Source organism: Bradyrhizobium sp. LLZ17, assembly GCF_041200145.1.
Lineage (GTDB): Bacteria > Pseudomonadota > Alphaproteobacteria > Rhizobiales > Xanthobacteraceae > Bradyrhizobium.
The window spans coordinates 6,600,927-6,622,774 of record NZ_CP165734.1 but is presented as its reverse complement, the minus strand read 5'-3'; the positions used below and the strand labels follow the sequence as shown (position 1 = coordinate 6,622,774).

The following is a 21,848-nucleotide window of genomic DNA, read 5'->3' as shown; positions in this document are numbered from 1 at the left end:
ATCGGCGACCTATCAAGCCGCCTCGGTCGCATCGACGCATTCCAGCACTTCGGGCGCGCCACGGCCGCTATCCGCAACCATGCGGCGGTAGAGCACGACCGAAACGAGCCATGCGGTCGCAAACAGCGCGATCACCGCGAAGCCGACATTCGCGAGCGAGTCGTTGAGGCCGCCGACCAGCGTCCACACGCCGCCGGACAGGCCGAGACGGTCGCCGATCAAGCCAAGCGCCTCGATGCCGCCGATGAACAGCGCGACCGCGACGGAGGCACCGGTCATGGTGAGGTTGTACCAGAGCTTTCTCAAGGGATCGACGAACGCCCAGCGATAGGCGCTGACCATCAGCACCGAGTCGGCGGTGTCGACCAGCGCCATGCCGGCCGCGAACAAAGCAGGGAAGACCAGGACATCGGCGAGCGAGGCGCCGTGGGCGGCCTCAGTGGCGGAAATGCCGAGCAGACCGATCTCGGTCGCGGTGTCGAAGCCGAGCCCGAACAGAAGTCCGAGCGGAAACATGTGCCAGGGTTTTGTCACCAGGCGGAACATCGGGCCGAGCAAGCGGGCCAGGAAACCGCGGCCGGCGAGCAGCGCATCGAGCTGGGCCGAGTCACGAACGCCCTGCTCCCGCGCGAGACGAAAGATCCGCCACAGTCCAACAAAGATGACGAGATTGATCGCCGCGATCGCCAGCAGGAACAGCGCAGAGACCGACGTGCCGACCAGGGCACCGACATCCCTGAGCAGGCTGTCACCACCCAGGCTCACCACGCCGAGCGCCAGCAGCATGGTCGCGAGCACGACGACAGTGGAATGGCCGAGCGCGAAGTAGAGACCGACGCTTCGCGGCGCATTGCCCGCATGCATCAGCTTGCGCACGACATTGTCGATGGCCGCGATGTGGTCGGCATCGACAGCGTGGCGCAGGCCGAACACCCAGGCGAGCAGCGCCGTCGCCATCACCGCGGGTCGATCGGCGAACAGCGCGAACGCCCAGGCCCATGCGGCGACATTAGCGGCTATGAGCCCACCAAACAGCAGCACCGTTCCGGGATTGACCACCCGCCAAGACAACTTCGTCACACGCCCCATTCTTGCCGACACCACATTGGCATGATCCTTCCATAGAATGATCACACTAGCTACTGCAATCCCGGACCGCCGGGACGGGGTTGCGCAGAGCTCCCGCTAGGCGGCTTCGGACCCGCCAAGATAGGCGTCGCGCACGCGCGGATCGTCCTTCAGCGCCCGTGCCGAGCCGGACAGCACGATCTTGCCGGTCTGAAGCACGTAGGCCTCATGCGCGATCTCGAGCGCGAGACTGGCGTTCTGCTCGACCATGAAAACCGACACGCCCTCCTGGTTGATGGTCCTGATCAACTCCAGCACGCGGTCGACATAGAGCGGCGACAGGCCCATGGTCGGCTCGTCCATCACGATCATCCGCGGCCGGCTCATCAGCGCGCGCGCCATGGCGACCATCTGCTGCTCGCCACCCGACAGGGAGCCGGCGCGCTGCGACAGCCGCTGGCCGAGCTTCGGGAAAAGCGCGAGCATCCGCTCGAGATCCTGCGCGATGGCTTCGCGGTCGTTGCGCACGAAGGCGCCCATCAGGATGTTTTCGCGCACACTCATGTCCGCGAACAGCCGCCGCGCCTCCGGCACCGAGGCAATGCCGCGGCGAACGATCTGCGGCGTGGAGAGGCCAATCAGCGAGGCGCCGTCGAAGCTGACCTCGCCCGAACGTGGCTTCACCAGTCCGAGGATGATCTTCATGGTCGTCGACTTGCCGCTGGCGTTGCCGCCGAGCAGACAGACGATATGGCCACGCGCAACATTGACCGTGAGGTCGAAATGCACCTGGGCCTGGCCGTAGAACGTGTTGACGTTCGAAAGCACCAGCAGCGGATCGGCAGATGAGCTCGTCATGCCGCGCTCTCCTGCTCGGCTGCGCCCGACAGGCCATGGCCGAGATAGGCCTCGATCACCTTGGGATCGTTACGCACCGCTTCACCGGCGCCTTCCGCGATCTTCTTGCCCTCGTCCATGACGATAACGCGGTCGGAGAGGCGCATCACCATCTCCAGCTTGTGCTCGATCAGGAGAATGGTCAGCCCTTCCGCTTTCAGCTCGGCGACGAGGCCCTGCATCTCCGCGGTCTCGCTCGGGTTCATGCCGGCGGTCGGCTCGTCGAGCAGCAACAGCCGCGGTTTCAGGGCGAGCGCGCGCGCGATCTCGACGCGGCGGCGGTTGGCGTAGGACAGGCTGTAGGCCGGCTGGTCAATGCGCGGCAGCAGCCGCTCGCCGAAGCGCGAGAGGATGGTTTTCACCTCTTCCCGCAGCCGCTCCTCTTCCGCCTTGACACTGGCGGGGCGTAGCAGCGCCAGGCCCAACTCCAGCAGCGGGCCGATGATCGGCACCGCCGGCTTGACCGCGCGCAATCGCGTGTGGGCGCCGATCAGGACGTTGTCCATGACACTGAGATTGCCGAAGACGCGGCCGAGCTGGAATGTGCGCGCGATCCCCCGCGCCGCCAGCCGTTCCGGCGAAAGGCCGGTGATATCCTGGCCTTCGAAGCCGACATCGCCGGCATCGGGCCGGTCGAGCCCGGTGACGAGATTGAACAGGGTGGTCTTGCCGGCGCCGTTCGGGCCGATGATGCTGATCAGCTCGCCCTTGGCGAGATCAAGGTCGATGCCGTCGACAGCGGTGAGGCCGCCGAAGCGGCGCGTCAACCCGCGGAGAGACAACAGCGGTACAGCGCACGTGTCCGCCATCAGATCGTCCCCAACAGGCCCTGCGGCCTGAACCGCACCAGCAGCAGGAGCACGATGCCGTAGATCAGGATGCGATACTCTGCGGCGATCCGGAACACTTCCGGCAAGCCGACCAGCGCGACCGATCCGACTACGGCGCCGACGACATTGCCGAGGCCGCCGAGGATCACGACCGTCAGCGCCAGGATGGATTGCTGCGTGTTGAAGGTCTCGTGGTTGATGTAGGAATACAGATGCGCCGCGATACCGCCGCTGACGCCGGCGGCGAATCCGCCGAAGATGAAGGCCAGCGATTTGTAGCGGTTCAGGCTGAGGCCATAGGCGCGCGCGGCGATGTCGTCGTCGCGAATGGCGCGAAAGCTGCGGCCGAGATGCGAGCCGAGCAAACGCGCTTGCAGCAACGCCAGCACGACCATGACAGCAAAGCTGAACCAGTAGATCGACGTGGCGCTGATCAGGTCATAGCCGAACAGCGACAGCGGCGGGATGCCGGAAATGCCGATCGGACCGCGCGTGACGCTTTCCCAATTCAGGATCACCAGCGAGACGATCTCGCCGATCGCGAGCGTCGCGATCGAGACGTAATGCCCGCGCAGGCGAAACGACGGCGAGATCAGGGCCGTACCGAGTGCGGCGCTCATCAGGCCGCCGGCGATGATGGCGAGACCGACGGGAACGGACAAGGTCAGTGACAGCAGTGCGGACGTGTAAGCGCCGATCGCGAGCAGCGCGGCGTGTCCGAGCGAGACCTGACCAATCGTTCCGGCGACGAGCGTGAGGCTGAGCGCGAGCATGCCGAGCAGCCAGGCATTGATCAGGGTCTGGAGCACGTAGAAGGACACCGGGAAAAACGGCAGAATCGCGAAGCCACCGACCGCGACCAGCAACGCCCAGCGCGGAACGCGCACGGGACGGCTCGGCGCGATGAAGGTGCCGGTGAGCGGCTCCGGCGGCGCCTGCCGCGCGCTCGCGAACAGGCCGTTCGGTCGCAGTACTAGCACGAGCACCAGCAGCAGGAACGCGAACAGATTGCGGTAGCTGGTGCCGAACACGGCGACGCCGTAGCTCTCGACCAAGCCGAGCAGCAGGCTGCCGACGACGGCGCCGGGCACATTGCCGGCGCCACCGACCACTTCCGCAACGACGCCCTTGAGCGTCGCCTGAAGACTCATCGCGGTGTCGATCTGGTTGTAGTACATGCCGACCAGCAGGCCGGAGACGCCGCCGAGCGCGGCGGCGATGCCGAACACGGCCTGATTGACGCGGTTGACGTCGACGCCCATCTGCATCGCGGCGTCGCGGTCTTGCGCCGTGGCGCGTATCGCCCAGCCAAGCTTGCTGTAGCGCAGGAAAACGAACAGCAGCACTGCGCTGGTGATGCCGACACCCGCGATCAGCAGGTCAAGCGGCCCGATCGTGCCACCACCGACCTGGAAGCGGACATCGGGCAACTGGCTCGGCAGCGCCCGCGGATTGGGCGAGAACGTCAGCATGACGAGCTGATCCAGCACGAAGCTGATGCCGATCGTGGCCAGCAGCGGCGCGATCCGCACCGAATTCTGGAGCGGACGCAGGCCGAACCGCTCGATGATCAGCCCGACCAGCGCGGCCGCCACTGCGACCACGATGATGGTGAGCGGCAGCGGCGTGTGCAGCTGCACCACCGCCACCCAGCCGATATAGGCGCCGACGAGATAGATCGACCCCTGCGCAAAATTGATCAGCCGGCTGACGCCGAAGATCAGCGCGAGCCCGACCGCAACGAGGGCGTACACATTACCGACGATCAGCCCGTTGATCGTGTAGTCGAGCCAGGAAGACACGCGATGGTCCTAATAAGAGAGCGCGGCCGGAGTGCCACTCCGGCCATCATGTCAAGTCGGCTTGCCGTCCCAAAGCGCGAACTGCCCTTTGCGCACGACGAGCTCAGCATTCATCGCGCCCTTGACGCGGCGGCTCTCGACGTCGAACGTCGCGGTGCCGAAGATGACGCTAGAGACGTCCTTGACCTTGGCGAAGGCGTCACGGATGGCGCGGCGGTCAGTGCCGCCGATCTTCACCACGGCAGCCGCCATGTTCATCGCGTCATAGGCATAGGCATTGAAGGCGTCGGGCTCGAGCCCGTTGTACTTCTTCTTGAAGCCCGCGATGAATTTCTGCACCTCGGGCCGCGGATCTTCCGGGAAATAGCGCGTGCCGACATGGACGTCTTCGACGGCGTCGCCGCCGAGCTCCAGAAACTTCGGCGAGTAGACCGAACTCGCCGCACACATCGTCTGCTTCAGCCCGACCTGGCGGGCCTGCCGCGCGATCAGCGCGCCGTCGGAATAATAGGAGATCAGGATGAGCCCGTCCGGGTTGGCGTCGCGGACTCGGACCAGCGTGGAGCGGAAGTCCCGCTCCTCCGCAATGTAGCCTTCGGTGACGGCGATCTCGGCCCCGTATTCCTTGGCCGCCTTGACGAAATAGTCGCGGCTGGTGCGGCCCCAATCCGTATTGAGGTGCAGCACCGCGAGCTTCGTGAGGCCGAGGCCCTTCACGGCATATTTCGCCAGCAGCGGCTGCTCGTCGGCTTGGCTGACCGAGGTGCTCCACATGTAGTCGCCGCCCTTGGTGAAATCGGGATGCGAATTGGTGAACCCGAACTGCACCAGACCCGCCCGTTGATAGATCGGTGACGCCGCCATGGATGCCGGGCTGGAGAAGTCGCCAAGCTCCATGACGATCCTGGGATCGGAGACGAATTTCTGGGCGATCGCCACCGACTGCCGCGGATCGCTCTGGCTATCCTCGAAGCTGTAGGCGAGCTTGCGGCCGTTGATGCCGCCGGCCGCGAGGATCTCGTCGAGCGCGAGGTCGAAGCCCTGCTTCCACTGCGTGCCATATTGCGCATTCGGCCCGGTCAGCGGACCGCTGACGCCGAGCAGGATCGGCTCGGAGCTATCTGCGACAGCGGCGCGCGACAGTGCTGTTCCCGCCAGCACGGCGGCAAGCGAGCTCTTGATCAGGGTTCGGCGATTGATGTTGCTCATGCACGGCTCCATCTACTTTGGTGGTGAAAACAAGCGACAATTTCTGTGCCAGCGAAGATGCCTATTTTGTCGGCTCACCGAGCGACAGCATCAATCTGTTCGCCCAGTTGAAGAACGACGCGCTGTTGATGACGTCGACGATCTCGGCATCGTCGAGGCCAATGCGGCGCAATTCCTCGATGTTGTCGGGGCCGAACGCGATCGGCGTCGAGGCCAGCGCAACCGAGGCCTTGACGACGGCGTTCCAGCGTTCGCCGAGATCGGCACCAACGCCTTCGTCGAGCAAGCGTTGCACGTCGTCGCGGCGCTTGGAATAGGTACTGGCAAATCGCGCATGCACCGAGGCGCAGTAGATGCAGCCATTGTAGCGCGAGGTCGCGGCCGCCGCGAGCTCGCGCTCGGCGCGCGGCAGGCCGTCGGCGACGTTGTAGAAGATGTCCTTGTCGGTCTTGGTGCGGGCTTCCAGCACCTCGGGATCACGCACGAGCAGCCGGAAATATTCCGATTTGGCACGGGATCGATCGACCAGGCCGGCGAAATGCCGCTCAGTCAGCTCAGCCTCAGGCAGCGGGTCGATCCAGGACACCCAGCCAAGTTCGTCCTGGGTGAAGACGACGGGCGGATTGATGGTGCTCATGATGCAGCCTTCTCATACGCATTGGCCGCGGCAAGCGTGCGCAAACCGCTGACGACCCGCACCTGAAACGACAGGAACGCGACGAGCTGGGACAGTGTGACGATGCCGCTGTTCGACCAGCCGGCGGCAAGCAGCGCCTTCATATCCGCCGATGCCGCGTCGCGCGGCCGGAACACCAGGAGATGCGCATGTTCGAGCGCCGCGACGAGCCTTGCGCCAAGCAACGGCCTGCGCTCTGCCCTCACGCGATAGTTCAAGCCGGTCGTGTCCTCCGCCGACAAAGGTCCGGCCGGATAGGCGCCGTATGGTCCAGACGTCTTGCCATGCGCGATCTCGGCCTCGATCGCCTCGACCAGAGCCGCGCCATTCGCGCTCGCCGCAAGCTTCGCCCGATAGAAGGCGGTCACCGGCGATTCGCCATGAAGACCCGCGACGAAGAGCGCAACCACCGCGCGTTCCGCGTGCGAGAAGTCGCCGGCGTCAATCGGCTCGAACAGAGCGAGATAGCTCTTCTGCGCATTGTCGCGCGCCTGCACGCGTTTCGCCCGGATGGCATCCAGGCTCGAGCCCGGTTCGATCCCGGCGAGCGTGTCGATGATATCCTTGGTACTCATATTTCAGCCTCAACCAATTCCGTGGAATCCCGACTAGCCCGCGAGCGCCACATCGGACGCCGTCCTGGTCCAGCCCAGCGCCGGCGCGACCTTGTCCGCGACCAATTCGATCGAGCGCAGGATATAGGGATGCGGCGGATCGACCGAGTGGGCCTGGAAGACCAGATCGGTCACCCGCTCCAAGGTCGCGTCGGCACGCAGTGAGGCGATGACATCATCGGCCGCTCCGACATGGGTGTCGAAGGCCGTGATCATCTCCTCCAGCGTCTCGCCCGGAGCAAGGTGACCGCTCTTCATGAACTGCGGCAGCGCACGCCGCAATCCAAGGTCCGCGAGCCGCATCGCCTCGCGGCGGTCGTCGGCAACAAAGATGGTGCGCGAGGCCATGATGCGGGGCTCGCGGCCCGGCGGCAGCGCTGCCAGATAAGCATCGATGACCGGGTTTTGGATGTCGGCGAGCGTGGCATTCGGCGCATCCTTGGTCCGCGGCTGGGTGCGCGACAGCAGCAGGCCGTCGCCGGCCTTGCCGGCACGCGCACCGCCCGCCACCGAGAACGTCGCCTGCCAGATCCGGCCGTCCAGTTGCGGCCGCTGCGGATAGAGCGTGTCGCCGCCGGTGAGCGGCTTACCGGCAAGCGCGGTCCGCACGACCTCCAGATTGCGCGCAAAGATCTCGTTGCGCTGGGCGCTGTCGAGGCCGAAGGCCGCGAAAGCGGACGGGTTGCCGCCGGTGCCGACGCCGAGCTCGAACCGGCCATCACAAAGCAGATCGAGGACCGCGGCGTCTTCCGCCACACGCACCGCACTTTCCAACGGCAGGGTAACGATGCCGGTGCCGAGGCGGATGCGCGAGGTTTGCGCGGCGACATAGCCGAGGAACGTGAAGGGCGACGGCAGTCCGCCTTCGCGCTCGTGAAAATGATGCTGGGCGATCCACGCCGAATCCAGGCCCGCCTTCTCGGCACGCACGATCTGCTCGGCCGCAAAGCGATAGCGCTCGGCCGGCGGCGCCTCGTCGAGCAGCCGCGTGAAGAACCCCAGTCTTTTCAATTTTGCAAAGCGTTTCATACGACCCCTGCCGGGCGGATATTGCCACGGCCCAGATGATGTCGGTTGCCGCAGCCCGAGACAAGCGGCCAATGCGCAAGGCTGCCACGTCCCCGGGCTCGTTGCATCGGAGGACGGCAGGCCATCTGCCTACCAACGGGGCGCGATCGCGCGTTGAAGCTGGCCAGAGCGAACTTCCTCATCTTGCGCGTGTCATAACCTTCGATCACAATCTAACACCGATCTTGCTGCTCGCGGCCGCGGCCGAACGGGACGGTCTTCTCCTGCCCGGCGGACGAAATCAATGAAATGAACGTTCAAATTTGTAGCCCTGGGCAGACAACGTTTCTACGCCCACGGTCAAGCGGCATCCGATCTCGTGCAACCCGCCCCGCCGACGCGCGTGTCCCGCCCTACCAGCTTGGCAGCACCGCGCCCTTGAACTTGGTCAGGACGAACTCCTTCACCTCGGGCGTGTGATAGCTGTCGACCAGGATCTTGACCCAGGGCTTGTCCTTGTCCGCGGTGCGCACCGCGATCAAATTGACATAGGGGCCCTTCGGATCCTCGCGCAGGATCGGGTCCTTCACGGGATCGAGTCCGGCCTGCGTCGCATAGTTGGTATTGATCGCGGCGGCATCGACGTCATCGAGCGCGCGCGGCGCCTGCGCGGCGTCGACCTCGATGAACTTCAGCTTCTTGGGATTCTCGCTGATGTCCAGCACCGTCGGCTTGAAGCCGACACCGTCCTTCAGCTTGATCACGCCCTTGTCGCGCAGGAGCAGCAGCACGCGGCCACCATTGGTCGGGTCGTTGGGGATCGAGACCTTGCCGCCGTCGGGAATGTCGGCGAAAGCTTTGTGCTTCTTCGAGTAGACGCCGATCGGAAAATTCACCGTCAGGCCGACGGACTCGATCTTGTAGCCGCGGTCAGCCTTCTGGTTGTCGAGATAGGGCTGGTTCTGGAATGAATTGGCCTGGATATCGCCGGCATCGAGTGCCGCGTTCGGCACCACATAGTCGGAAAACTCGATGAGCTGGATATCGAGACCCTGCTTGGCGGCGACCGGCTTCACAGCCTCCAGGATCTGCGCATGCGGCCCCGGTGTCACGCCGATCTTGATGGTCTCGGCTGAAGCTACAGCCGACCATGCGGCGAGCACGGTTGAGAGGATCAGGGCGGAACGAAACGACATCTTGGGTCTCCGTGGCAGCTGTAACAACGACTGGGACCGTCTTCCTCCGCCCGGAGTGCGAAATCAATGAAAAGAAAGTTCCTATTTGTCGCCCGCGGCGGGCGACCTTTCTCCGTTGGCCGTCAAATGGGAAACAAGTCCAGGATCACGACCCGCGCGAGGCGCGTTGATCGGCGCGCCAGGTCGATGGCGACAGCATCATCATCACGCAGATCCCGGCGTAGGCAACGAATGACAGCGTGACCATGGTGGCGAGGCCGGTCATTCCCGCGCCAAAGCCCGCGACCACAATCCAGCCGCCGCCGGCCGCAATCAGGACCCGCGCGAACGCGCCAACCAGCGGACCCATTGCGCGGCCGGTGCCCTGCGCGGCGAAGGACGTGACGAAACCAAAGCCGAGCGCGGCATAGGCCGGTGCCACGATGCGCAGGTACGTCATGCCCTCGTTCACGACCTCTGCGTCGTGGGTGAACAGATTGAGCCAGGCGGTCGGGAAGATCGCGACCAGGAGGCCGATCGTGCCCGTCATGATCATGCCGGCGACGCCGCTGACCCAACCGATCTTTTGCGCACGCGCCGTTTGGCCTGCGCCCATGTTGACGCCGACCATGGTCAACGTCGCCGTGCTGATGCCGAACAGCAGCGGGATCATGATATAGTCGAGCCGCGAGGCGATGCCGTAACCTGCAAGCGCTGAGGTCCCAAACAGGCCGACCGCGCCGGTGACGAGAATGACGGTGAGATTGCTCAGCACCGCGTTGAGCGCGGTGGGGATGCCGACCTTCAGCATGTCGGCGAAAACTCTCGCACGCAACCGCACGATGCGCAGCGTCAGGCCGGACGCTCCCGTGGACATGTAGCGCAGCAGGAACAGCATCGCCGCGCCGTAATAGAGGCCGAAGGCGATGCCGGCGCCGCCGATGCCGAGGCTTGGGACCGGCCCATAGCCGAAAATCAAAAGCGGCGAGACCGGGATGGTCACAATCGCCCCGATCAGGGTCACCAGCGCGGGCACCTTGACGTTGCCGGAGCCCCGCAATGCGGCCGCCTGGAGATTGACGATCCAGACCGGAATCGCACCGGCGAACAGATAGTTGGAATAGGTGATGGCGGCGCTGAGCGCCCCGCCACGGCCGCCGAGGGTGCGGAAAAGCGCCGGGCCACCGAGCACTGCCCCCAGCGTAAAGAGCCCGCCCGCGATGATCGCCAGCACGACGGCGTGGAACAGTGCCGCCTCCGCATCCTCGCGGCGGCCGGCGCCGATCGCGCGCGCCACCGACGAGGCGACGCCACTGCCGAACCCGCCATTCGACATCATCGCCATCAGCATGAAGATCGGGAACACCAGTGCGGCACCGGCCAGCGCATCCGTGCCGAGATAGCCGACATAATAGGCTTCCGCGATGTTGACCGCGGTCTGCGCCACCAGGACGGTCACTGTCGGCAGCGCCAGCTTGAGCAGCGTCGGCAGGATCGGCGCCGTCAGCAGCGCGGCGCGCGTCCGGTCGCTTGGGCCTTGAGCCGCCGGCGTGGCGGACCGAACCGGAGCTGCCGCGCGCGCGAGGGGCTGCGCGACGGACAATGGCGATGCAGCGACGTCCTCGACTGACATGCGTTACGATCCTGTTATTCCCGAAAGCTGCCGCCCCTCAGGGCGCTATTGCATTACGATCATAATTCATTATTATGACCGTAATGCAATAGACAAGTCGCTCACGATCCCGTGGCCGCGGGCTCAACCCGTGCCGCAGGAGGGGTCCGGACGGATGCGCTACGACAAGGGACGCAAGGACGACACGCGCCGGCACATTCTCGATGTCGCCTCCGCGCAGTTCCGCGAGAGCGGCATCGCCGCGGTCGGCCTCGCGGGCATCATGTCGGCGGCAGGGCTGACCAATGGCGCCTTCTACACGCACTTCGCCTCCAAGGAGGATCTGGTGCGCGAGGTGCTGACCGAAGCGCTCACCCGGCGCGAAGAGCGGCATAAGGCCAATCTCGAAGACGGTGTCGCGATCGAAACCACCATCCGTGAGTACCTCTCGACGCGACACCGCGACAACGCGGGAACCGGTTGCCCAACCGCTGCGCTCGCCGCCGAAATCGCGCGACATCCGAAGGCGACGCGTAACGCCTTCACCACGAAGATGTCCGACGTCATCGCGCTGATGGCAGAGCAGATTCCATCGGGTTCGGCCCGTGACCGACGGCGCAAGGCGATCACGATCTACGCGACGATGGTCGGCGCGCTGCAACTGGCACGTGCGGTCGACGACAGACAATTATCCGACGAGATTTTGGAGAATGCAGTGGAGGCCGCGGTCGCCCTCGCCGGCGCGCAGCGATAGCATCACGCAACGATTTGTCGGGCTTCGTTCGCTGGTCTTGCGCAGCTATCGATTGCGGCGGCAGCAAGCGCCGATCGTATCATTCGTTCCCCTACACCGGATCGAAAGCCCGGATCGGCGGCAGATTGCCGGTGAACTTCTCCACCTCCACGGTCGTGAGCTGGCCGGTGCAGCCTTGCGCGAAGGACGATGTGCCGATGTCGCGGGTGAGCACGTTGGGATTGCCGTGAACGCAGAGCGGCGCCTCGTCCTCGGGATCCATCGGATCGTACCAGGCACCGGTGGGAAGCTGCACCACGCCTGGCGCAATGGCGTCGGTGACGTTCACCGCGGCAAGGCAGGCGCCGCGTTGGTTGAACAGGCGGATAATGTCGCCATGCTTGATGCCGCGAACCTCGGCATCGCGCGGGTTCATGCGCGCGACCTCGCGGCCGCGGTGCTTTGCCGCGAGCGAATGCCCGCCGAAATCGAGCTGGCTGTGCAGGCGCGTCACCGGCTGGTTGGCGACGAGGAAGCACGGCGCGTCCGGCTTCGGCACATCGCTCTTGTCGAGCCAGACCGGATGGCCCGGACAATCGGCATCGTTATGCGCCGCGATCTTCGTCGAAAAGATCTCGATGCGTCCGCTCGGCGTCGGCAGCGGATGGGCGATGGGATCATCGCGGAAAGAGCGCAGCCGCCCGCCGTCGTCAGGCTGTTGCGGCACCACGAGGCTGCCGCGTTGCCAGAATTCATCGAAGCTCGGAGCCTCAAGGCCGCGCCCCGCGAGCGAAGCGCGGGTCGGCTCATAGAGATGTTGCAGCCATTCTCTCGACGTGCGGCCTTCGGTGAGGGGCTCGCGGGCGCCGAGACGATCGGCGAGATCGGCAAAGATGTCGTAATCATCGCGCGCCAGCCCAAACGGCTCGGCGATGCGGTGCATCGCGACCATTAGCGGATCGTTGCTGGAATAGCCGATGTCCTCGCGCTCGAGCGTCATGGTCGAGGGCAGCACGATGTCGGCGTGCCGCGCCGTCGCGGTCCAGGCCAGCTCGTGCACGACCAGCGTGTCCACCTTCGCGAACGCCTTGCGCAAGCGGTTGATGTCCTGGTGGTGATGGAACGGATTTCCGCCGGCCCAATAGACCAGGCGAATGTCCGGATAGGTGCGCGTCTCGCCATTGTAGCGGTAGGTGCTGCCGGGATTGAGCAGCATGTCGGCGATGCGCGCCACCGGAATGAAATCGCGGACGGCGTTGCGGCCCTGCCCTAGCGTCGGCCCGGGGACGTCGTTGACGCGGCGGCCGTAATAGCCGATCGCCCCCAACGAATAGGCGTAGCCGCCGCCGGGAAGGCCGATCTGGCCGAGCGCTGCCGCCAGCACCATGCCCATCCACACCGGCTGCTCGCCATGTTCGGCGCGCTGCAGCGAATGCGAGACGGTGATGAGCGCGCGCTTGCCGGCAAGCCGGCGCGCGAGCGTGCGGATCGCGTCCGCATTGACGCCGCAGATCGCGGCGGCCCATGCGGCGTCCTTGGCGTGGCCATCGCCCTCACCGGTGAGATAACGCAAAAACACCGGCCAGCCTTCGGTGTAGCGATCGAGGAAGGCCTGGTCGTGGAGGGCCTCAGTGACAAGCGTGTGGACGATGCCGAGCATCAGCGCCGTGTCGGTGCCGGGAATGCATGTCATCCATTCGGCGCCGGCTTCCGCCGGAAGATCGTCTCGCAGCGGGCTCACCAGGATGAACTCGCAGCCGCGTTTGCGCGCCGCTGCCATCGCGCCACGCTCGACATGCTTGCTGATCGAGCCGCCGGCGACCATCGAATTCTTCAGCGCCATGCCGCCGAACGCGAGCACGATTTCGGTCTCGGTCGCGATCTGCTCCCAGGTGACGTTGCGCTTGGTGATGTCTTCGTAGCCCGCCAGGATCTGCGGCAGCAGCACCGAGGACGCGCCCGAGGAATAGGAGTTCACCGACCGCACATAACCGCCCATCGCGATGTTGAGAAAGCGATGCACCTGGCTCTGCGCGTGATGGAAGCGTCCTGCGCTCGACCAGCCGTAGGAGCCGCCGAACACAGCGCCGGGGCCGCGCGTATCGCGGATGCGCGCCAGCTCGTCGCCAAGCAGATCGAGCGCCTTCTCCCAGCTCACGGAGACGTATTCGTCGCGGCCGCGGCGATCGTCAGGACCGGGGCCGCGCTCGAGCCAGCCGCGGCGGATCGCGGGCTGAGCGATGCGCGCCTGGTGGCGCAAGGCGCCGGGAAAATTGTCGATGATGCCGTTCGGATCGGGATCGCCCGCATAAGCCCGGACCTCGAGCCCGGCCGCGCTGTTGCGGGCCGAGAACACGCCCCAATGCGAGGTATGCGGCTTGAAGCCGTCCGACAGATCGAGGCCAGGGTCGGGAAAGCCAATCGTATCATCCATCGCGTGGTCCTCATCGCAGGAAGCGCCGCGCAGGCCGCTCCGGCCGCAAACAACGCGACAATATAATGAGCGGGGCTGCCGAAGGGCAACGCATTACCGGCGTTCAAGACCGAGAGCATAGCGGCATCGCGCACATCGCAGCCCTTGAAGGCGCACGGCCTCAACATCGTCATTGCGAGCGCAGCGAAGCAATCCCGAATCGCTCCGCGGAACGACTCTGGATTGCTTCGTCGCGCTCGCAATGACGGAGCACGATGAATCGTCGACCAAGGATCAGGTCGCCTCGCGGCGAGGCAGGGGATGAGGCGCCGAGGTCCCGACCAGGCAGCACGGCGGCCTTGCTGCGGACGGCACGAGCGTGACCTGGAAGCTGAAGCAGGGCGTGACATGGCATGACGGCAAGCCGTTCACCGCCGACGACGTCGTCTTTACCTGGGCCTACGCAGCGGATCTCACGAACGCCGCGTACACCACGGGATCCTACAAGGACATCATCGTCGAGAAGATCGACGACCACACCGTCAAGGTGATCTTCAAGGACCCGACGCCGTTCTGGGCCGACCCCTTCGTCGGCTCGGTCGGCCAGATCCTGCCAAAGCATCATTTTGGCGACTATGCCGGCGCGAAGTCGCGCGATGCGCCGGGCAATCTGAAGTCGGTCGGCACCGGTCCCTACAAGTTCGTCGAGTTCAGGCCGGGCGACATGCTCCGAGCCGAACGCAACCCCGACTATCACGTCAGCAACCAGCCGCATTTCGATACACTTGAACTCAAGGGTGGCGGCGACGCGGTCTCCGCGGCGCGCACCGTGCAAATGGCTCCGGCGCAACGTCTCGCGCTGGTCCGATCCCGAGGCCGACAAGGCCTACAAGGCCGCGCAGAAGGAACTCGATCCGGTCAAGCGCGCAGCACTGCTGATCAAGGTCAACGAGATCTTCTGCGAGACCAACGTGCTGGTGCCGCTGCTCTCGCGCAACATCGTCGGCGGCGCGGTCAACGACCTGATGGCGGATATCTCGGGATGGGACGTGACGACGTGGAATTTGGGGAGTTGGTATCGGAGTTGAGGGAGAGAAGCGCAGAGTGACGAAAGCGGCTCCGAGTGTTCCGAACCCCGCTGAAACCCTTGTTGCTCCCGAAATCGCGATTGTCTCCTTGGGAACGGCTCGCCGTCGCCGGGATTGGGTCGCTGTCAACTCAAACAACAATGGAGACAACAATGACGCGCTTGAAACTCGTGGGCGCGGCCGCCCTGACGGCCCTCGTTTTGCCGCTCGCGACCTCAAGTCCTACGCTTGCCGCAGGGCGCGGGCCGGGCTGGTGCACCCCGTCTAGCGAAAACGCCGTTGGTGTGGCCGGTCCCGCGATGAACGGCGGCCAGCTGATGGCAGGCGTCGGCCAATGCAATCGCCTCGGAAGCTGGCACCACACCAGCGGCTATGGCTACGGCGGCCAGGGTTATGGCGCCTATGGATATGACGAGCCTGGCTGGGGCGCGCCGGCCTACGCGCCACAATACGAGTATTGATGCAGCCAATGCTGCAAAGCGGAAGCGGCGCGGTCGGTTTTGGCCGCGCCGCTTTCACGTCCTTCGCGGACAAGACGCGAGATCAATTGGCCGATCTCAGTTCTCACGCAGCTCGGAGCATGGTCTTTGATTGTGTGCTTCAGGTCACAGCAGAATCAGGTGCCTTCGCCTAGAAGGACTGCGCATGGCCGCGAACAAGGTAACGGCGGTACGCACCAGGCTGGGAAGGCGATCAACAGCTACGGACTTGTGAAGCCGCCAGGGTGAAGAACTCGGCGGCTTTTTCTCTGCCGGGAAACGGGACGGCTGAAGCCGCTCGCCTCCGCCTCGGTTCCACAGACGGCATGGAGAAGGCGACTGGTTTGCCGGCATGGCGGCACCAGTCCGTTCCGCGGGTAGCAGCGACCTTGAATCACTCGGGGTGCTGGGGCGGTTCCAACGCCGATGCTGTCAATGCCAAGTGGTATCGGCTTCCACAATGACCGCCCTGATCTCGGGATCTTCCGTCGTGTTGCAGGTGCAAGGCATCCCGGCCCCGCAGCGGCAGCCACCTAGTTTTTCGCTCCAGGGTCGGAGCGGATGGTTTTCGCAGACCCATCCCAGACCGTAGCAGAATGGGCACTTCTTGGTCACAGCGTATCCGGCGTCCGCATGGGATTCGAATTATCCTCATTGCGCAGCTCTTGCTCGGCCGCCTGCCAAAACTCGTCCTCGCGGCCTTCCGGCTTGCCCGCTTGCTCCCACAGCCGGTGCGCGCGTTCTCTGATGGCCTGTTCGGTCGGCTCGGGCATTGCATCACCTGCTGTGAAGCACGGCCCCACCCTGGGGGGTATGGGGGGCTTGGGGGCGGGACCGTGCAGGCCAGCCATCGGCGGCGACGCTGGCCCGGGGATTCAAGCCTTGATCTGGCGCGAGAGTTCCAAGCGATCGGGAAAAGTGCGAAGCCACTTTCCGAACAGGCCGTTGCTCAAATCAACGCGCCCGTGTGCGCGTGAGCCCACCATTTGGGGCGGCGGGCGCATGACCTCGATTGAGGGTTGCTTGAGATACCAGTCAGCCGGTGGACTTCGGAGAGCCAGTGGATTTGCGGGCAAGCGCTTGAAGAGATGGTAGCGGGAGACCGCTCAACCCAGCCACGGCGTTCTTCTGGTCAAGCGACGTCTGCTCCGATGTGAAAGGCGAACTCACCCTGGATCCACCACGCACTCCGCACCGTCGACAACATAAGTTGCGTGACGAAAATCCCTGATGGTGGCGAGCTTGTCGGCGGACCAGTCGAGCAGCATGAAGTATTTCGGCCGCCCGCCCGGCTCATTCGGATCGAACACCAGGATCGCGGGACGTCCCTCGACCTGCCCCGTCACGAGATGCCAGTCGCTGACCTTCGAATAATTGCCGAAGTAGTTCGACACCTCGGCCTTGCCTTTCAGCCTGGTGCGGTTGACGAGCTCGAGCCTGACGTCGTCGGCGATCATGCCGCGGATCGCGTCGAAGTCGCGGGCATTGAAATAGCCGACATAGGCATTGAGCCGCGTCCGATCGGCGTCCGACAGGCCCGGCTGCTGCACATCGTCGGGTTCTCCGGCGAACTCACGCAGTTGCGTGCGTCCGCGATGCAGCGCGGCCTTCACCGCCGGCAGGCTGAAATCCATGATGTCGCAGACCTCGGCCAGCGAGCAGCCGAGCACGTCCATCAGGATCACGCTAGACCGCTGCGCCACCGGCAGCCGCATGAACGTGCGCAGGCTGGTCGCAGCGATCTGGCGGCTTTCCACATCATCGAGCTGGTCGGCAATCATCTCCACCTCCTCAGCCGAATGCAGCGCCTCCTGCCGGTTTCGGCGACGCAGGAAATCCAGCGCGGTGTTGTGCGCGATGCGGAACAGCCAGCCCTCCGTATTGACGACGGGCGTCACCGATCGCAGCGCTTCCATCGCCTTGATCAGCGCGTCCTGCAGCACATCCTCACCGTCGATGACCGAGCCGACCATGCGCGCGCAGTAGCGATGCAGCTTCGGCCGCATCCGCGCCACCAGGGCTTCGATATCGACGGTGGCCAGCGGGTCTGGCGCCATAGCTCCTCCGTCTCGCCTGTCAGGACTCATCCAGCATACGGTAGTTGCCGACGATCCTCACGTCACGAACCAGCGGCGGCTCCGCGCAGCGATCGCGGATGCCGTCCTGGAATGCCTGAAACGCCTTGAGCTTCGGGATCGGGCTCGAGCCGTCCTCGGCTGCGGCCTCGACAAAATGGATGAAGGTGTCGTCCTCCAGCCGCAGCGTCAGATAGCGCACGCCGTCGGGCCCGGCCGCCTTCAATTCCGCAAATACAGCCGAAACCAGCTCGGCATTCCGATCGGCCAGCTCCGGCTTGGCCTTGTACCTGATCAACGTCCTTCTCATCGCGCGCTCCTTGCTCATGTCGCGACCTGGTTCGCTCAAAATCGCGCAAATGGCCGCATCACCCCTAGGACGTTTGCCGGCCGGCGAAGGATGCGGTCCGAGAGAAATTATTTTTGGGCGCATCCTTTGCGGCTCCGGCCTCGTCTACCCCGCAGAACGCGCCGCGACAGGGCGGCGCGAACCACGGAGACAGGGCAATGAAGACCCCGACCAATCGCGCCGCGCAGAACTGGGTGCTTGGCGTCACCGCGCTGGCATCCTTCATGATGGCGCTGGACGCCATGATCATCACGACGGCATTCGCGGCCATCCGCGCCGAATTCGGCAGCCCGGTCGAGACGCTGCAATGGACCGTCAACGCCTTCAACCTGACCTTTGCCGTGCTGCTCCTGACCGGCGCCGCGCTCGGCGACCGATTCGGTCGCCGCCGCATGTTCGCGTCCGGCATCGCCCTGTTCGTCGTTGCATCGGCGGCCTGTGCGCTCGCAGGCAGTGCCACCGCGCTGATCGCCGCCCGCGCACTGCAGGGCGCCGGCGCTGCGCTGGTGATGCCGCTCGCAATGGCGATCCTGAGCGGCACGTTCGGCCGCGAGGAGCGCGCCCGCGCGCTCGGCATCTTCAGCAGCATCACCGGCTGCGCGCTGATCATCGGGCCCGCCATCGGCGGCTTCATCACCGAACATTTCGGCTGGCGCTGGGTGTTCTGGATCAACCTGCCGATCGGCCTGATCGCGATCGCCCTGGTGCTGGCACGGTTGCGCGAAAGCTTCGGCCCGGCGGCCGCATTGGACATCCCCGGACTGGCGCTCGTCGCGCTTGCGGCGCTGGCGCTGGTGTGGAGCCTGTTGCGCGGCAACGCCGTGGGGTGGGCGAGCGCCGAAATCATGGCCACGCTGATGGCAGGCGTGGTGTTCACAGCCGGCTTCGTGCTCCGGGAATTGCGCGCGACCGCGCCAATGGTGCCGATGCGGCTGTTCGCATCGCGGGCGCTTGCCTCCGGCATGTCCGCAAGCGTCCTGTTCTACGCCGCGATGTATGGCGTCTTGTTCCTGTTGCCGCAGTTCCTCCAGACCACGCTGGGCTTCGACGCCTTCGGCGCCGGAGTTCGCCTGCTGCCCTGGACGGCGACACTGTTCGTGACCGCCCCGATCGCCGGCGCGGTCGTCAACAGATTCGGCGAGCGGCCGCTGGTGGTGACGGGCTTGCTGATGCAAGCGATCGGCCTTGGCTGGATCGCCGAGATCGTCAGCCCCACGATTGCCTACTCCGCCCTGGTCGCGCCGCTGGTGCTGGCCGGTGTCGGCGTCTCGATGGCGATGCCGGCAGCACAGAACGCCATCCTGAGCTCGGTCGCGGTGGCCGAAATGGGCAAGGCGTCCGGCATCTTCAACATGAGCCGCTTCCTCGGCGGCATGTTCGGCATCGCCGCGCTGGTGGCGAGCTTCTCGGCCAACGGTGGGGTCGATTCCGCCGCGCATTTCGAGCGCGGATTTGCTGCGGCGATGAGTCTTGCAGCAACGGTGTCGCTGGCCGGCGCGATTGCGGGGTGTTTCCTGCCGGCACGGCGACGGACGGTCGGCGCAGCCGCGCCGCAAGATGCGTGACGCTCGCGACGATAGAGTTTCGTGATCGGCGCAGCGCCTTGTGCCGCCATCCTTCTTTCCGATCATGAAACGTCATTCTCAAATGAAAACGACCTCTGGTGGAAGGGATCGCAGTCCTCTGACACGCATTGCAAGCCGCGGGACACGCTTTCGCACTCTCGCGGCGCGTTTCGCCCGAGCTTTGCCTGGTCACTTCACCCTCAAATCCAAGAGGGCGCAGAGAAGGCCGGGTGCTGACCTCGCACCCGCGGTCCGCTGCGCGAAAATGTAGCGCAAGGAAACCGCACAGCAGCATACAGGTGGTGCCAATCACTCGGCCTTCCCTGCGCGATGGTTGGACGGCTTATGCCGTGCTCTCCCGGGAGCCGAGTTCCTGCTGGCCTCCCTCGCCTCGCGAATTTGGATGATGCTGTCCGCCCGGTTGGGCTCGCACACACCTCCGCGACAGCTTGACCGTAGCAACGACGGCCAGGACCACACGGTTTTGCCGTACGCACGGCCCGCCATTTCGCCGCAGTTTTCCCGGCCGTGTCGACGAAGCCGGAAACTTACGGGCGAGACGAAGCCTAGCAGCGCCGCTCGTCCGCACGCGGTTGCGGGCTCACAGGGACTACCCGCCCTGCCCGCACCATCTCGTGCCGACGCTGCCGCGTCCATCGCAAGCCCGACTCGCAATCAAGACGACAACGAGATCGCCCCTCAAGGATGAGCCGGGACGAGCGACACATACGTCAAAACCGAATTTCGGTAAAGCGGAATGTTTTTGTGGGGAGGGGTTGACGGGTGCTGGGTGTTTTGCCCGACGGGTACGAAGGTAGACGGATTACTAGTTCAACCTTTGAATGAACAATGCTACCGATAGTTGATTTTAACGGCATGTTCGGCGGTTTCAGCGATGGCGCAGTGTGATTTGATTGTTACGGACGTAACGAGTTATGGGGATTTGTTTTGTGTCGCGGGATGGGACCGAGTTTCGGGCCGTATGATACGCCCTGAGCCTCCAGGTGCTAATGTCGCTGTCGAATCGTCCCGGTTCTGGAGCGGCCAATATGCCGGCCCCGGTCGGGCCTTCGATGTAGGAAATGTCGTTCGCTTTACAGCGAACCCCGCAGATCCAAACTTTCCATTTCCACATGCTACGGAAGATCGCATCGTCAACCTCGCGCAGCCCCTCACCATCCTTGAAACCTTGAGTGTTCCGGCGCTAGCTACAGCAGCGGCGGGGAGCGTTTCCCCCGGGTTGGAGGTTGCCTTCGACAATGAATTGATCCGACCTGCTTCCGGGAAAGCCTACGTCCTAGCGGGCAAGAACGTACGCTCTTTGGGTGCTGTAGAAATACCCGCGTCCAAGCTGAGCTTTTATGAAAACGACTATGATCCCAACAGGCCCAAGTTACGGGCTAAGGTGACCATCGGCACGCAAGTCTTCGACTTATCGGTTCCGGCGCTCGCTGCTCGAACACGGTGGAAAAACGCCGGTCTGGCGGGGTTAAGAGCTGACCTGAAGGAGTGCGACAAGGTACATATTCGTGTTGGGCTGTCGCGGCCACTCCCGCATCTCAACGCTTGGTTGATAGGCTGCGACGCTACCTACGATTTGCGTTCTTCGCAAGAACAGACTAGGAACAATTGGCGCCCCTACACAGGTTTTTCGTCTAATGGTCTTCTTGGGCTCGACGCGAGAACGATGCCGATTTAGTTCGAAGCACAGCGCTGGAAGACTGTCTCGTTGCGAAATTGCTAGCGGTTTGAGCTCGCAAAAAGACTGGGCCGCTGCGCTTTGATCGTCACAGGTCCCTTGTTGATCTGAGAACTGATCAACGTCGCTTGCATCAGGCTGAACAGGGATAGATGGTAGCGGGAGAGGGACTCGAACCCCCGACCCCAGGATTATGATTCCCGTGCTCTAACCAGCTGAGCTACCCCGCCACAGGGTCGCGAACGGCGAATGGCCGATCTCGCGAACGCGCGGCATATAAGGAAGGGGGCGGCGGGCTGTCAATCCGCGTTTGGCAAGGCTTCCGCAAATGGGCAGGTCGATTTGGCGGTTTTTGGCACTGAATCCGTCATGGCCGGCTTGCCGTCTTCGCTAAAGCTTCGCCGGCCCCAGCAGGGAAAGCCCGGTGAAGCCTTGGCGAAGCCGGGTCCCGGCGATCCACGCCTTGCTGGCCTCAAGAACGTGGATGCCCGGGACCAGCCCGGGCATGACGGAGATTGGGGTTGCGGAACCGGCTCCGCCTACGCCAAGGCTTCGG

Annotated in this window: 18 protein-coding genes, 1 tRNA gene and 1 pseudogene; 5 read left to right on the top strand and 15 right to left on the bottom strand. The window is 64.5% G+C overall.

Going from position 1 to position 21,848, the window contains the following annotated elements; all coding sequences use genetic code 11:
- Positions 1–12 precede the first annotated feature (12 nt).
- The 10 genes from AB8Z38_RS31800 to AB8Z38_RS31755 all read right to left on the bottom strand — a co-directional run bounded on the left by AB8Z38_RS31800 (position 13) and on the right by AB8Z38_RS31755 (position 10,912).
- The gene (locus AB8Z38_RS31800; RefSeq protein WP_369721545.1) at positions 13–1,089 is read right to left on the bottom strand and encodes a HoxN/HupN/NixA family nickel/cobalt transporter; all 1,077 of its coding nucleotides are present in this window, start codon (positions 1,087–1,089) and stop codon (positions 13–15) included.
- Positions 1,090–1,185: 96 nt separating this feature from the next.
- A complete protein-coding gene (locus AB8Z38_RS31795) occupies positions 1,186–1,926 on the bottom strand; it encodes an ABC transporter ATP-binding protein (RefSeq protein WP_369721544.1) in 741 nt (246 codons plus the stop codon).
- Positions 1,923–2,774, bottom strand: coding sequence for an ABC transporter ATP-binding protein (locus AB8Z38_RS31790; protein ID WP_369721543.1), 852 nt, complete (start codon positions 2,772–2,774; stop codon positions 1,923–1,925). Before AB8Z38_RS31790 ends, AB8Z38_RS31795 begins: the two co-directional genes overlap by 4 nt.
- Positions 2,774–4,597, bottom strand: coding sequence for an ABC transporter permease (locus AB8Z38_RS31785; protein WP_369721542.1), 1,824 nt, complete (start codon positions 4,595–4,597; stop codon positions 2,774–2,776). The genes AB8Z38_RS31790 and AB8Z38_RS31785 overlap by 1 nt, the downstream gene beginning before the upstream one ends.
- Before the next feature lie 51 nt (positions 4,598–4,648).
- Positions 4,649–5,806 (bottom strand): ABC transporter substrate-binding protein, encoded by a 1,158-nt coding sequence (locus AB8Z38_RS31780; protein ID WP_369721541.1) that lies wholly within the window; start codon positions 5,804–5,806, stop codon positions 4,649–4,651.
- Positions 5,807–5,867: 61 nt separating this feature from the next.
- Positions 5,868–6,443, bottom strand: coding sequence for an alkylhydroperoxidase domain protein (locus AB8Z38_RS31775; protein WP_369721540.1), 576 nt, complete (start codon positions 6,441–6,443; stop codon positions 5,868–5,870).
- A complete protein-coding gene (locus AB8Z38_RS31770; RefSeq protein WP_369721539.1) occupies positions 6,440–7,057 on the bottom strand; it encodes a CMD domain protein in 618 nt (205 codons plus the stop codon). The genes AB8Z38_RS31775 and AB8Z38_RS31770 overlap by 4 nt, the downstream gene beginning before the upstream one ends.
- A gap of 33 nt (positions 7,058–7,090) precedes the next feature.
- Positions 7,091–8,125 carry a putative FMN-dependent luciferase-like monooxygenase gene (locus AB8Z38_RS31765; RefSeq protein WP_369721538.1) on the bottom strand — a complete coding sequence of 345 codons (1,035 nt, stop codon included), beginning with the start codon at positions 8,123–8,125 and terminating at the stop codon, positions 7,091–7,093.
- Positions 8,126–8,517: 392 nt separating this feature from the next.
- On the bottom strand, positions 8,518–9,300 hold the full coding sequence (locus tag AB8Z38_RS31760; protein WP_369721537.1) for a MetQ/NlpA family ABC transporter substrate-binding protein: 783 nt from the start codon (positions 9,298–9,300) through the stop codon (positions 8,518–8,520).
- Between the two features lie 145 nt (positions 9,301–9,445).
- Positions 9,446–10,912 carry an MATE family efflux transporter gene (locus AB8Z38_RS31755; RefSeq protein ID WP_369721536.1) on the bottom strand — a complete coding sequence of 489 codons (1,467 nt, stop codon included), beginning with the start codon at positions 10,910–10,912 and terminating at the stop codon, positions 9,446–9,448.
- Between the two features lie 154 nt (positions 10,913–11,066).
- Here AB8Z38_RS31755 and AB8Z38_RS31750 point away from each other — a divergent pair, with 154 nt between their 5' ends.
- Entirely contained in the window at positions 11,067–11,645 is a 579-nt protein-coding gene (locus AB8Z38_RS31750; RefSeq protein ID WP_369721535.1) for a TetR family transcriptional regulator, read from the top strand.
- 91 nt (positions 11,646–11,736) lie between these two features.
- Here the strand turns inward: AB8Z38_RS31750 and AB8Z38_RS31745 are convergent, their stop codons facing one another.
- A complete protein-coding gene (locus tag AB8Z38_RS31745) occupies positions 11,737–14,058 on the bottom strand; it encodes a molybdopterin guanine dinucleotide-containing S/N-oxide reductase (protein ID WP_369721534.1) in 2,322 nt (773 codons plus the stop codon).
- Between the two features lie 307 nt (positions 14,059–14,365).
- Here AB8Z38_RS31745 and AB8Z38_RS31740 point away from each other — a divergent pair.
- Positions 14,366–14,869, top strand: a pseudogene (locus tag AB8Z38_RS31740) (ABC transporter substrate-binding protein); the annotation flags it as partial.
- Between the two features lie 408 nt (positions 14,870–15,277).
- Complete coding sequence (locus tag AB8Z38_RS31735) at positions 15,278–15,586, top strand: hypothetical protein (RefSeq protein ID WP_369721533.1); 309 nt, start codon at positions 15,278–15,280, stop codon at positions 15,584–15,586.
- A 629-nt stretch (positions 15,587–16,215) separates the two neighbouring features.
- Here the strand turns inward: AB8Z38_RS31735 and AB8Z38_RS31730 are convergent.
- The 3 genes from AB8Z38_RS31730 to AB8Z38_RS31720 all read right to left on the bottom strand — a co-directional run bounded on the left by AB8Z38_RS31730 (position 16,216) and on the right by AB8Z38_RS31720 (position 17,989).
- A complete protein-coding gene (locus AB8Z38_RS31730; protein ID WP_369721532.1) occupies positions 16,216–16,377 on the bottom strand; it encodes a DUF2934 domain-containing protein in 162 nt (53 codons plus the stop codon).
- Between the two features lie 393 nt (positions 16,378–16,770).
- Positions 16,771–17,661, bottom strand: a complete 891-nt coding sequence (locus AB8Z38_RS31725) for a sigma-70 family RNA polymerase sigma factor (protein ID WP_369721531.1) — start codon at positions 17,659–17,661, stop codon at positions 16,771–16,773.
- A gap of 19 nt (positions 17,662–17,680) precedes the next feature.
- The gene (locus AB8Z38_RS31720) at positions 17,681–17,989 is read right to left on the bottom strand and encodes a hypothetical protein (protein ID WP_369721530.1); all 309 of its coding nucleotides are present in this window, start codon (positions 17,987–17,989) and stop codon (positions 17,681–17,683) included.
- Positions 17,990–18,186: 197 nt separating this feature from the next.
- Here AB8Z38_RS31720 and AB8Z38_RS31715 point away from each other — a divergent pair, with 197 nt between their 5' ends.
- Positions 18,187–19,593: a DHA2 family efflux MFS transporter permease subunit gene (locus AB8Z38_RS31715; RefSeq protein ID WP_369721529.1), complete on the top strand. Its 1,407-nt coding sequence runs from the start codon at positions 18,187–18,189 to the stop codon at positions 19,591–19,593.
- 895 nt (positions 19,594–20,488) lie between these two features.
- A complete protein-coding gene (locus AB8Z38_RS31710) occupies positions 20,489–21,292 on the top strand; it encodes a hypothetical protein (protein WP_369721528.1) in 804 nt (267 codons plus the stop codon).
- A 153-nt stretch (positions 21,293–21,445) separates the two neighbouring features.
- Here AB8Z38_RS31710 and AB8Z38_RS31705 read toward each other — a convergent pair.
- Positions 21,446–21,522: transfer RNA gene (locus AB8Z38_RS31705), tRNA-Met, on the bottom strand.
- Positions 21,523–21,848: the final 326 nt, after the last annotated feature.